Genomic DNA, 12,311 nt, shown 5'->3' with positions numbered 1-12,311 from the left:
GGAAGGCTCCAGAAACCATGGCTTATAGGAAAAATCGTGAACACTGGAGGAACCAGCAGTCCTTGCTGTCGCTCGTCGAGGCGGTGCGCGGCGGGGACGAAGCATCGCTGGTTTCGCTAGAGGACCGCGCAGGCCCGTCATGGCGCGAGGATGCCGCCACACGCCATCGTCTTGCCCGCTCGCGCCGCGAAGCGTGTGCCAGTCCGATCCTGTTGGCAGCCGCCGGCATAAGCCAGCCCGATCCTGATGAGCCAAAGGCCGGCACCATACTGATGGAAGAGGCTGCAGCGGCCGATGGGTTTTTCGACCCCGCTGGCCCCCTTGGCGGCCCCGATGCCGGTTCCGCCGATCACGCAGCATACCGGGCAGCGCCGCCTCCCGCTTCGCCGGTCGAGGTCGCGCGCCCAGGGCCGATCGGTGCCGTGTTGTCGGCGCTGCGCAGGCTCATGCCCGGCAGCGCGCCGGAGGAGGTGGCGTCCGGCGAGACTTCTGCCGCCACAAATTCCGGCGCAGCCATGCCGCCCGCCTTCCCTCCACAGCCGCTCTATGCCGGACAGGCACCTTATCCGCAGCAACCCGCGCCGCCGCATCCGACCTATACTCAGGCCCGGTCGAGGAAGGCAAATCAGGCCTCGGAAGCCGCCGATCAGCAAAGCCAGATCGAGGAAATCCGCGCCAGCCTGCGCGAATTCCGCGAGGCGGTTCGCGAGCTCACCGAAAACCGCACGCATCGCCGCTATTTCTGAGCGTCGAATAAAACATGCCGGTTTCGAGTTAACGGCATGGGACGGCGCATTGACGGGATTGCCCGGCTCGATTTTCGTGAAAATGCCGCGCTGCATGTCCGCCCGCAGCACATGGTTCTGGGCAACGGCCTGCATAAAAGATATCTGGAGCGCGCCGCATGGATGTTTTAACGCGGCAGGCTTACGCGATAGGCGTCGAGGGTGGTTCATGGCTGAGTTGATTGACGGAAAAAGCGTCGCCGAAGACGTGGTGCGGCGGGTCAAGGCCCTGACCGCCGAACTGGCGGAAAAGGGCGGACGGCAGCCCGGTCTCGCCGTGGTCATCGTCGGCGAGGATCCGGCGAGCCAGGTCTATGTCGCCTCCAAATCCCGCACCGCCAAGGAATGCGGCTTCCATTCGGTTCAGCACACGCTGCCGGCCGAAACCTCCGAGCCGGACCTGTTGAAGATCATCGGCCAACTCAACGCCGATCCGGCCATCAACGGCATCCTCGTGCAGCTTCCGCTTCCCGGCCATATCGATTCCGGCAAGATCATCCAGACCATCGCGCCTGAGAAGGATGTCGACGGCTTCCACTTCATCAATGTCGGCAAGCTCGGCACCGGCGAGCTCGAGACCGCCTTCGTGCCTTGCACGCCGGCCGGCTCGATGCTGCTGATCGAACGGGTGCGCGGCAAGGACCTGTCCGGTCTCAATGCGGTCGTCGTCGGGCGTTCGAACATCGTCGGCAAACCGATGGCCAATCTTCTGCTTGCCGCCAACTGCACCGTCACTATCGCACACAGCCGGACCAGGGACCTGCCGGCGCTTGCCCGCACCGCCGATATTCTGGTCGCCGCCGTCGGCCGGTCTGAAATGGTCCGCGGCGACTGGGTCAAGCCTGGCGCCACCGTTATCGATGTCGGCATCAACCGCGTCGTCGCACCTGAAAAGGGCGAAGGCAAGACGCGCCTCGTCGGCGACGTCGCCTTTGCCGAAGCAGCGAAAGCGGCCGGCGCCATCACGCCGGTGCCTGGCGGCGTCGGACCGATGACCATTGCCATGCTGATGGCCAACACGCTAGCTTCCGCCTATCTCGCAGCCGGATTGAAACGGCCTTCCTTCTGACCAGAAAGCAGCGTCCTTGCCGAACCTCACTGTTCCCTTAGAACGGCCGGTCACCAATGATCCCGTTCAGGGCGGGCGGCAGTTCGGGTTTCTGTTGGTCGACAAGTTCTCCATGTTCTCGCTGGCCGCGGCAATCGACACGTTCCGGTCGGCGAACCGGCTGCTCGGCCGCGATTTCTATGGCTGGACTACGGTGTCGGCCGACGGCGACGCCGTCATGGCGTCCAACGGCCTGCCGCTCAAGATCGACTACGCGGTTGCCGATCTGCCGCCGGTCGATATCCTGTTCGTCTCGGTCGGGCTGACGACGGAATTTCCCGGCAAGAGCAAGGTGCTGGCAGCGCTGCGCAGTTGGGGCCGGCGCGGCAATGCGCTCGGCGCGCTTTCGGTTGGCTCTTACCTGCTTGCCGAAGCAGGCCAGCTCGATGGCTATCGCTGCACCATTCATTGGGAAAACCGCGCCGGCTTCCTCGAACGCTTTCCGGACATCAACTGCACCGGCAACGTCTTCGAGATCGACCGAAAGCGCTACACCTGCGCCGGCGGCACCACATCGATCGACCTGATGCTGGAGATCGTGCGCGGTGATTTCGGCTCGAGCCTCGCCAATGGCGTCGCCAACCAGTTCCAGCATGAGCGCATCCGCTCGGCCGGGGACCGCCAGCGCGTCGGCCCGGAACGCGACCTGACCGGCAAGTCGGAGAAGCTGCGCCGCATCGTCGAGCTGATGGCCGACCATCTCGACGAGCCGCTGTCGGCGGTGCAGCTCGCCAAGTCGGCGGGCCTGTCGGTGCGCCAGGTCGAGCGCCTGTTCCTGCGCCATCTCAGCGTGACGCCCGGGCGCTACTATATGCGGCTTAGACTCGAGCGGGCGCGCGAACTGCTGCGCCAGACCAACATGCCGATCCTCGACGTGGCGATCGCCACCGGCTTCACCTCGCATTCCTATTTTGCCCAGAGCTATCGGCTCCAATTCGGCCGGCCGCCTTCCGAGGAACGCCGCACGACCTATTGAGGGTTGCACAGAGGTGGCGCAGCTTCGTACTCCACCCGGGCTTGTGTCGCGACGCAGCGTCAAATAGCTTTCCGGCGCCGAGCGGCGGCGACTGACGGGGGGATTTTTGATGACGGGATTTGTGCAGAGCGTCGCTGCGGCGGCCCTGTTGCTGTGGACGACAGGGTTCGGCTTCGCCGCCGATCGCGTCATCGTCATTCTCGATGCCTCCGGCTCGATGTGGGCGCAGATCGACGGCAAGCCCAAGCTCGAAATCGCCCGTCAATCGCTGCGGAACGTGCTGCAATCGGTCCCGGCCGAGGAGGAAATAGGCTTCATGGCCTATGGCCATCGCGAGAAGGCCAATTGCGACGACATCGAACTCATCGTGCCACCGCAGGCAGGCTCGGCAAGTGCGATCTCAGCCGCGGCCGACAGCTTGAAATTTCAGGGCAAGACGCCGTTGACCGCCGCGGTCAAGCAAGCGGCGGAAGCATTGAAATACACCGAGGACAAGGCGACGGTCGTGCTCATCACCGATGGCATCGAGACATGCAACGGCGATCCCTGTGCGCTCGGCAAGGAACTGGAGGCTGCTGGCGTGGACTTCACCGTCAATGTCGTCGGCTTCGGCCTGACGGCGGCCGAAGGCAAGCAGATCGGTTGCCTCGCCGACAATACCGGCGGCAAATATATCGAAGCGTCGGATGAAAAGGCATTGCAGGACGCCCTCGTCGAGACCGTCGCGCCTCCGCCACCCGCCCCTGAACCGACTCCCGCCCCGCAGCCTGCTCCCCAGCCGGCGCCCGCTCAGCCGGCGGAGTCCAATTTCGTGCCCACCGTCGTGCTTGCCGAGGGTGGCGATCCCGTCACCGACGGCAATGCCTGGGAGATCTACAAGGCGAATTCCGACGGCACGCGCGGCGATCCCGTCACCACCGAATATGGCACCTACAAAGGCAATCTGGAGCCGGGCGACTATATCGTCGTCGCGCGTGCCGGCGAGGCCAGGGCCGAACAGAAGATCACAATAGAGCCTGGCCAGGTCGCCAAACCGCACTTCAACTTGAATGCCGGCACGCTGGTCATCCACCCCAGGCCGAGCGAAGGAGCGGACGTTGATGACGGCGCGGCTGTCGTAATCGACTATCCCGGCGTCGACACCCCGGCGACCTATTACGGTGATACGAAAGTCGTGCTGCCGGCCGGTGACCAGAAGGTGACGGTCACGATCGGCCAGGGCATGGTTATCGAGACGATCCCGCTTGCCGCCGGCAGGGTCATCGACAAGGACATCATCGTCGGCGTCGGGCGTGTCGTCGCCAACGCCTATTATGCTGCCGGCGGCGACAAGGCCGAGGGTTCGGGCATCGGCTTCAAGGTGCTCCAGGCGAAAAAGAACATCGACGGAACCAGGCAGGAGGTGACCTATGCCTACGGTCCGGACAGCAAGTTCGATCTGCCGCCCGACGATTATGTAATGGTCGCGACGGTCGACCTTGCCGTGGCCGAGCAGCCGTTCAGCGTCAAGGTTGGCGACCATCAGGATCTGAAGATCGCGATGAACGCCGGCATGCTGACGATAACCGCGCCAGGGGCCTCGAAGATCGAGATATTCGAGGCCAGGAAGGCCATCGACGGAACCCGCAAGTCGGTCGGCTACGCCTACGACCAGAAGTATCAAGCCACCCTGCCGGCCGGCGACTACGCGGTGGTTTCGGAGAAATCGGACAACAGCTCGAGGGAAGGCACCGTAACGGTCAGGGCCGGCGCGCGAGCCGAGCTGACGGTTCAGTAGATCTAATGCATGTCGCGCAAAAGTGTGCAGCGGTTTTGCGATAACGACATGCATAAAAACAAGATCCTAAAAGCGCGTCGCGTGAGGCCGATCGAACGCCACGCGCTTTAGGAGAGCGGCCACCAGCCGCTCTTCCATGGTCGAAAAGTCACGCCGTACCGAAGGCGCTGGCGCCATGGTCGGCGCGTCCCACCAACTGCCGGAACCCGGCGAAAAGCTCGCGGCCGAAGCCGAATTCATTGCCTATGAGGTCGCTGTCCGCGGGGCGGCGCAGTGCGAAATCGCCGGCTGGCACCAGTACCTCCAGCGTCCCGGCCTCGGCGTCGAGCCTGATGATATCGCCGTCGTGGATCCTGGCGATAGGCCCGTCCTCCGCCGCTTCCGGCGTCACGTGGATCGCCGCTGGCACCTTGCCTGAAGCGCCCGACATGCGGCCGTCGGTGACCAACGCCACATGCTGGCCGCGGTCCTGCAGGATGCCGAGCACGGTGGTCAGCCTGTGCAATTCCGGCATGCCGTTGGCCTTCGGTCCCTGGAACCGAATGACGGCGATGAAGTCGCCGGTCAGCGACCCCGCCTTGAACGCCTCGTTCAGGCCTTGCTGGCTGTCGAACACCTTGGCCGGCGCCTCGATGACGCGCCGCTCCGGCTTGACCGCCGATGTCTTGATGACGGCGTGGCCGAGATTGCCCGAAAGCACTTTCAGACCGCCGCTCGGCTGGAACGCCTTCTTGAACGGTGCCAGCACCTTCTCGTCCCCGCTCTCGCGCGGCGAAGCCTCGCGCACGACGCCGCCGTCGGCGCCGAGCCTGGCCTCGACCGCGTAGGGGCGCAGCCCTTCGCCCCACACCGTCTGCACATCCTCGTGCAGGATGCCTGCGTCGAGCAGTTCGCGGATCAGGAAGCCGAGCCCGCCGGCGGCGTGGAAGTGGTTCACATCGGCAAGGCCGTTCGGATAGACTCGCGCCAGCAGCGGCACGGCTTCCGAGATGTCGGAAATATCCTGCCAGGTAATGGCGATGCCGCCCGCCGCTGCCATGGCGATCAGGTGGATGGTGTGGTTGGTCGAACCGCCGGTGGCGTGCAGGCCGACGATACCGTTGACGATCGAGCGCTCGTCGATCATCCGCCCGACCGGCGTGTAGGCGTTGCCGAGCGCGGTGATCGCCAGCGCCCGCTTCGTCGCTTCCCTGGTCAGCGCGTCGCGCAACGGCGTGCCAGGATTGACGAAGGAGGCGCCAGGCGTGTGCAGGCCCATGATCTCCATCAGCATCTGGTTGGAATTGGCGGTACCGTAGAAAGTGCAGGTTCCCGGCCCGTGATAGGATTTTGATTCCGCTTCGAGCAGTTCGGCCCGTCCCGCTTTGCCCTCGGCATAGAGCTGGCGGATCTTGGCTTTTTCGTCGTTCGGAATGCCGGTCGTCATCGGCCCGGCCGGGATGAAGACCGCCGGCAGATGGCCGAAGGTCAGCGCCGCGATCACCAGCCCCGGCACGATCTTGTCGCAGACGCCGAGATAGACGGCGGCATCGAACATGTTGTGCGACAGGCCGATTGCCGCGGCCATGGCGATCACGTCGCGCGAGAACAGCGACAGCTCCATTCCGGGCTGGCCCTGGGTGACGCCGTCGCACATCGCCGGCACGCCGCCGGCCACCTGGGCGATGCCGCCGGCCTCGCGCGCCGCATCCTTGATCAGCGCCGGAAAGGTCTCGAAAGGCTGATGCGCCGACAGCATGTCGTTATAGGAGGTGATGATACCGAGGTTCGGCACCCGGTCGCCGCCAAGTGCCACCTTTTCGGAAGGGCTGCAGACGGCAAAGCCGTGGGCCAGGTTGCCGCAGGACAGCACGGCCCGGTTGGCGGTGCGGTTCGAGGCTTCGGCGATGCGGCCGAGATAGGCCTCGCGACCGGGCTTGGAGCGCTCACGGATGCGCTGGGTGATGGCTTCGATATCGCGTCTTGCGGTCATGGCGGTCGGTCCTTTCAGGCGAGGTCCCGCAAACACCTTCCGGCTGTTGCCGGGACCTGCAGCCAAGTTGAGATCAGGGTGCCCAGAAAACCTCTACGGGCTTTTGAGTGGCATCGAGCACGGCGCGAATGGGCTTTCGTGTTCCAGGTCCAAGCGCGGCCTCGAATGCGCTGCGTTTTTCCGCGCCCTCGATATGCAGCGCGATGAAGGCGGCATTGATGATCCGCCCCAGTGACAGCGTCAGCCGTGGCTCGCCGGCGCTTGCCGCGTGAACCGGAAGCACGATCCTTTGCGACGACGGATCGAGCAATCTTGCCAGGTTGTCGGCATCCGGAAAGAACGAGGCGGTGTGGCCATCAGTTCCCATGCCGAGCACAACGACGTCGAGTGGCCAGGGCAGCACTTGCAGCGCCTCACTGTCGGAGACCGCTGCACCCTCGATACTTGCCGCGGCGTGGTAGAGCGGCACGAAATTCGCGGCGGCGGCCGCGTTCTGCAGCAGGTTGGCGGCAACCAGGCCGGCATTGGAGCGCGGCGATGAGGGCGGCACGAAGCGCTCGTCGACCAATGTTATCGTCACCTTTTCCCAGGCGATCGGAACGGTCGAAAGCGCCGCGAAGAATTTCGCCGGCGTCGTGCCGCCCGAGACCGCAAGCAGCGCCGTGCCGCGCTCGGCGATCGCCTTTGACAGACGGCCGGCGACGTGGCCGGCAAGCGCTGTCGCCAACTCCTGACGTCCGGCAAATTCGTGCCAGTTGTAGGCGCCGCCTAATTGCTCTCGTGCCATGTCCGCCCGTCGCGTTCGATCAGCGCAATCGAGGCCGAGGGACCCCATGTGCCGGCGGTGTAGCCTTGCGCCTCTTGCCTGCCGCTCTCCCAGGCGTCCTGGATCGGGTCGATCCATTTCCACGCCGCCTCGACCTCGTCGCGGCGCATGAACAGCGTCTGGTTGCCACGGATGACGTCCATGATCAGCCGCTCATAGGCATCGGGGGCGCGGCCGTCGAAGGATTGCGCAAAACTCATGTCGAGCGGAATCTGGCGCAGCCGCATGCCGCCCGGCCCCGGATCCTTGATCATGATGAACTGCTTGACGCCCTCGTCGGGCTGCAGCCTGATGACTAGCTGGTTGGCGGAAATCGGCCCGGCGCTCTCGCCGAAGATCGAATGCGGGATCGGCTTGAATTCGATGACGATCTCCGAAACGCGGGTCGCCAGCCGCTTGCCGGTTCGGAGGTAGAACGGCACGCCCGCCCAGCGCCAGTTGCCGATCTCGGCCTTGAGCGCAACGAAAGTCTCGGTGTTGCTGTTCTTGCCGAGTTCCTCGACATAGCCTTTCACCGGCCCGCCGGCCGAGGCGCCGGCACGATATTGCCCGCGCACCGTGTGCTTCGGCGCTTCGTTGCCGTTGATGCGCTTCAGCGCCCGCAGCACCTTGAGCTTTTCGTCACGGACGGCATCGGCGTCCATCGACGACGGCGCCTCCATCGCGACCAGGCAGAGCAGCTGCAGCATGTGGTTCTGCACCATGTCGCGCAATGCGCCGGCCTTGTCGTAATAGGTGACGCGGTCTTCCAGGCCGACCGTCTCGGCCACGGTGATCTGCACATGATCGACATTGGCGGAATTCCAAAGCGGCTCGTAGAGTGCGTTGGCAAAGCGCAGCGCCATCAAATTCTGGACCGTCTCCTTGCCGAGATAGTGGTCGATGCGGAAAATCTGGCTTTCATGGAAGTCGTCGCCGACCAGGTCGTTGAGCGCGCGCGCCGAAGCGAGATCGCGGCCGATCGGCTTTTCCAGCACGATGCGCGAATTCGGCGTGATCAGCCCGTGCTCTTTCAGCTTGTGCGAGATGTCGCCGAACAGCGCCGGTGCCACAGCCAGATAGAAAGCGCGGATGTGTTCGCTGTCGCCGATCGCCTTCTTCAGCCTGTCGAAGCCGGCACCTGTGGTTGCGTCTGCCGGGATATAGGAGAGCCGCGCGAGGAACGTCTTCAGTTCCGTGGCGTCGATATCCTCCGGTTTCACATGATCGGCAATCGCCTGCCTGGCGAACGACTGGAATTCCTCGTCGGTCATCTTCGAACGCGATGTGCCGATGATGCGCGTCGGCTCGGAAAACTGGTGGTCGCGCTGCCGGTGGTACAGCGACGGCAGAAGCTTACGTTCCGAGAGGTCGCCGGTGCCGCCGAAAATGATGAAGTCGAAAGGGTCGACGGGAATGATCTGGCTGGTCATGGTCTGTCCGCTGTGACGCCGGTCGCGATAACGCGGCTGATATAATCTAATCGATTTAAACTTGCCAGTGCCATTGCGTCACATCCGCGTGTGCTCTTGACACCGGCGCTGGCCGGAGGCTTGTCGGCAAGCGATGCTTCCGGAGCCTTCGCAGTTGCAGCATAGAGCCGGATGGCAGCGAAAGCCAAAGGAGAAATCGTCGATGGACGCACATCTTTCGATGGCCTGGCCAAACGCGTCATCGATCGCTTTCAACGATGAGTGAGAAAAGCATGCGCCTCAAAAATAAGGTCGCAATCATCACTGGCGCTGCCTCGGGCTTTGGCGAGGGCATGGCCAGGCGCTTTGCCGAGGAGGGCGCGCGGGTAGTCGTCGCCGATCTGAACGCCAAGGGCGCAGAGCGCGTTGCCGGCGAGATCGGCGAAAAGGCGATCTGGACCCAGACCGACGTCTCGCTGCGGTCCGAATTCGACGACATGGTCCATGCCGCAATGAGCGCCTTCGGCCGCATCGACATCATGGTCAACAACGCGGGTTACACCCATCGCAACGGTGACATGCTGGAAGTCGACGAAGCGACCTTCGACCTGATCACATCAGTCAACATGAAGGCGATCTACCACGCAGCGCTTGCAGTGGTGCCGGTCATGGAACGGCAAGGCGGTGGCGTCATCCTGACGACGGCCTCCACGGCCGGTATCAGACCGCGGCCCGGCCTCACCTGGTACAATGCATCGAAGGGCTGGGCGATCACCGCGACCAAATCGATGGCGGTGGAACTCGCGCCGAAGAACATCCGCGTCAACTGCCTCTGCCCAGTTGCCGGCGAGACCGGCATGCTCGCGAAATTCATGGGCGCCGACACACCCGAGATCCGCGAGAAGTTCCGCGCGTCGATCCCGCTCGGCCGGCTTTCGACGCCGCTCGACATAGCCAATGCCGCGCTTTGGCTTGCTTCGGACGAAGCGGCTTTCATCACTGGCGTGGCGCTGGAAGTCGACGGCGGACGTTGTATTTGAACGGCCGGGGCCTCCGGCGGAGGACTGGCTGACGGCGAGCGACCCGCAATCGCTCTGCCGGCCCTACGCCCCGGTTTTGACGTAGCTCTTGTAAATCCAGCCGCGCTTGCCGTTGTAGACGATCTGGCACCATTGCTTGCAGCTCATCACTTGCACCGAGGTCTTGGCCGGCACGGTGAGAATGGCGGCCGCATTCTTTTTTGGGCCGGTGCGCATGGTGACGGATCTCAGGATGCGTCCGGTACCGGCAGTATTGGCTCTTCCGGAATTTGCCTTGGTGCTGTTGTCGTCTTCGCTCGCGGTCTGCGTCGGCAGTTGCGGCTTGGGCGTGGGGATGGCGGCGGTCTGCGCGCCATCGGGCCCGCTGTTTTTCGTTGAGCTGCCGGGAGCCGCGACCTTGGCAAACAATGCCGCAGCGTCGGGTTTTGCTGCCGGGTCGGCGAATGCCACCGAAGCAGACGATTTATCGGTCGCCTGCTCGGTCTGGCTTGCCAGCTGGTCGGATGCTGCCGTGGCGGCGGCCGATGCCGTCTTTGGCCCTGTCCAGCGCGGATCGTTGGGAGCCAGCGCTGGTATCTCGGCTTCCGCCGCGGCCACCGCTGGGGAAACCGCATCTGCCTTGCCCGTCGTCCGCGGCGCCGCAGCAACCTTGGCAGGCATGATCTTCGTCGTCTTGACCGGGATGGTCGGAACGATCTGCTCAGGACTTGCGGCCGCTTGTCGCTCATTTGCCGGCAATGCCAGCCACAGTGCCACCGCGGCAACGCCGAGCAGTGCGACCGTGCCAAGCGCGGCTATCACCAGATGCGCGTTCGACCGGACCCCGTGCCAGAACGTCGGCCGCATATCGTAACCGAATTGCATCGCAAGGCGCCGTCGTTCCGGCGCGCCGAAACTGAAGGGCTCTCTCACACTTGCCACCTCCATTTGCGGGCCGATGTTCTTACGACCCATGCCGGAGAGCCGGCATTTCGATCGGCATCGGTCCCAAACCAAAAGCGGGCAGGCCCGCAAAAATTCCCCGTTCAGCTGCCCACGAGCATCATCTTTCGCCCGCGATTGTGGCATCACTGCGCCCTTGGCGGGAATTCTGCGCCCTGGTTAAGGATTCTGCAACGTCTGGTTAGATCCTGTCCCGCAACGCGTACCAGTTGAGCGCAAGGAAGAGCAGTGGCGCGCGCAAACGCCGGCCGCCGGGGAAGGGTGGAATTTTCAGGTCCTCGATCAGCTTCAGCCGGTCGCGGTTGCCGGCGACCTTCTCGGCATAAAGCTTGCCGAAAAAGTTCGACAGCATGACGCCGTGGCCGGAATAACCGCCGATCGAGGTCACATTGGGCATCACTTCGCGCACGAACGGCTTTCTCGGCACGGTGATGCCGACATAGCCGCCCCAGCCATGAGTGATCTCGACGTCCTTCAGTGCCGGATAGATCTCGGCAATCTGCCGGCGGATGTGGATGTGGATGTCCTTGGGATCGTTGACCGCATAGATCTCGCGCCCGCCAAACAGCAGCCGCCCATCCTTCGATTTGCGGAAATAGCGCACGACGAAGCGCGAATCGTCGACCGCCTCGCCACCCGGCAACACTTTGGAATCGGCTCCCAGCGGCACCGTCGCGCCGATGAACGAGCCGATCGGCATAATATGCGCGGCACTCACCGGTTCGAGCGTGCCGCCATAGGCGTTGACCCCGATCAGGCATTTAGCGGCGGTGATCGTGCCCTTCGGCGTCACAACCCTGACCTTGCCGCCGCCGGAGGTGATGCCGGTCGACGGCGTCTGCTCGAAAAGCTTTGCGCCGGCCTCTGCCGCGACTTTCGCGGTGCCGATCACCAGCTTCAGCGGATGGACATGGCCGGTGCCGGTGTCGCGGGTGCCGCCGAAATAATGCGTCGAGCCGAGCCGCTCGGCAGTCTCCGCGGCATCCATGAATGAGATGTGCGGATAACCGAACCGGTTTGCCATGATCTCGGCATGCGCCTTGTAGTCGTCGACATAGCGCTTCTTGTGCGCCACCGACATCTGGCCGGGCATATAGTCGATCTCGATCTGGTGCATCGCGGCAAAGTCGAGCAGATGCGCCTTGGCCTCTTCGGCAAGGTCGAACAGCGCCTTGGCGCGGGAAAAGCCGTATTCCGCTTCCAGTTCCTCTGCCCAGGCCCGTTGTCCGGTGCCGAGCTGGCCACCATTGCGGCCCGATGCGCCGTCACCGAAACGATGCGTTTCGATAAGCACGACATCCGCGCCTGTCGTGGCGAGATGAGCCGCCGCCGACAGGCCGGTAAAGCCGCCGCCGACAATCACCACATCGCATGTCCGGTCGCCGTCGAGCGCCGGATATTCGGGCCTTGGCCCGGCCGTGTCTTCGTACCAGGAGCGGCCGGGGGAGATTGGGGATTGGTAAGTCATGATGCTCGGCTAGGGGAGTAGGGCAG

At 63.9% G+C, this 12,311-nt stretch carries 11 protein-coding genes; 6 read left to right on the top strand and 5 right to left on the bottom strand.

All coding sequences use genetic code 11. From position 1 onward, the window contains the following. Window positions 1-17: 17 nt before the first annotated feature. The 5 genes from NKH67_RS25415 to NKH67_RS25395 all read left to right on the top strand — a co-directional run bounded on the left by NKH67_RS25415 (window position 18) and on the right by NKH67_RS25395 (window position 4,646). The gene (locus NKH67_RS25415; protein ID WP_352472723.1) at window positions 18-746 is read left to right on the top strand and encodes a hypothetical protein; all 729 of its coding nucleotides are present in this window, start codon (window positions 18-20) and stop codon (window positions 744-746) included. 36 nt (window positions 747-782) lie between these two features. Further along, window positions 783-917, top strand: a complete 135-nt coding sequence (locus tag NKH67_RS25410; protein WP_352472722.1) for a hypothetical protein — start codon at window positions 783-785, stop codon at window positions 915-917. A gap of 37 nt (window positions 918-954) precedes the next feature. After that, window positions 955-1,854 carry a bifunctional methylenetetrahydrofolate dehydrogenase/methenyltetrahydrofolate cyclohydrolase FolD gene (gene folD, locus NKH67_RS25405; protein WP_352472721.1) on the top strand — a complete coding sequence of 300 codons (900 nt, stop codon included), beginning with the start codon at window positions 955-957 and terminating at the stop codon, window positions 1,852-1,854. A 16-nt stretch (window positions 1,855-1,870) separates the two neighbouring features. Beyond that, entirely contained in the window at window positions 1,871-2,869 is a 999-nt protein-coding gene (locus tag NKH67_RS25400) for a GlxA family transcriptional regulator (RefSeq protein ID WP_254820541.1), read from the top strand. A gap of 109 nt (window positions 2,870-2,978) precedes the next feature. Next, window positions 2,979-4,646: a vWA domain-containing protein gene (locus NKH67_RS25395; RefSeq protein ID WP_352472720.1), complete on the top strand. Its 1,668-nt coding sequence runs from the start codon at window positions 2,979-2,981 to the stop codon at window positions 4,644-4,646. A 148-nt stretch (window positions 4,647-4,794) separates the two neighbouring features. On the opposite strand, the gene edd is transcribed toward NKH67_RS25395, so the two are convergent. From edd to zwf, 3 genes are all read right to left on the bottom strand, one after another. Then, window positions 4,795-6,618 carry a phosphogluconate dehydratase gene (gene edd, locus NKH67_RS25390; RefSeq protein ID WP_352472719.1) on the bottom strand — a complete coding sequence of 608 codons (1,824 nt, stop codon included), beginning with the start codon at window positions 6,616-6,618 and terminating at the stop codon, window positions 4,795-4,797. 73 nt (window positions 6,619-6,691) lie between these two features. Then, window positions 6,692-7,405, bottom strand: a complete 714-nt coding sequence (pgl, locus tag NKH67_RS25385; protein WP_352472718.1) for a 6-phosphogluconolactonase — start codon at window positions 7,403-7,405, stop codon at window positions 6,692-6,694. Next, entirely contained in the window at window positions 7,387-8,856 is a 1,470-nt protein-coding gene (zwf, locus tag NKH67_RS25380) for a glucose-6-phosphate dehydrogenase (RefSeq protein WP_352472717.1), read from the bottom strand. The genes pgl and zwf overlap by 19 nt, the downstream gene beginning before the upstream one ends. 272 nt (window positions 8,857-9,128) lie before the next feature. On the opposite strand from zwf, the gene NKH67_RS25375 reads away from it, so the two are divergent. Continuing rightward, window positions 9,129-9,875 (top strand): SDR family oxidoreductase, encoded by a 747-nt coding sequence (locus tag NKH67_RS25375; RefSeq protein WP_023677438.1) that lies wholly within the window; start codon window positions 9,129-9,131, stop codon window positions 9,873-9,875. A 63-nt stretch (window positions 9,876-9,938) separates the two neighbouring features. Here the strand turns inward: NKH67_RS25375 and NKH67_RS25370 are convergent, their stop codons facing one another. Both NKH67_RS25370 and NKH67_RS25365 read right to left on the bottom strand, forming a co-directional pair. Then, on the bottom strand, window positions 9,939-10,739 hold the full coding sequence (locus tag NKH67_RS25370) for an SH3 domain-containing protein (RefSeq protein ID WP_352472716.1): 801 nt from the start codon (window positions 10,737-10,739) through the stop codon (window positions 9,939-9,941). A gap of 259 nt (window positions 10,740-10,998) precedes the next feature. Further along, window positions 10,999-12,285 carry an NAD(P)/FAD-dependent oxidoreductase gene (locus tag NKH67_RS25365; protein ID WP_353031993.1) on the bottom strand — a complete coding sequence of 429 codons (1,287 nt, stop codon included), beginning with the start codon at window positions 12,283-12,285 and terminating at the stop codon, window positions 10,999-11,001. Window positions 12,286-12,311 lie beyond the last annotated feature (26 nt).

Origin of the sequence: Mesorhizobium sp. M0968, assembly GCF_040319065.1 — a bacterium.
Lineage (GTDB): Bacteria > Pseudomonadota > Alphaproteobacteria > Rhizobiales > Rhizobiaceae > Mesorhizobium.
The sequence above is the reverse complement of the archived record's forward strand: the minus strand, read 5'-3'. Positions and strand labels throughout refer to the sequence as shown.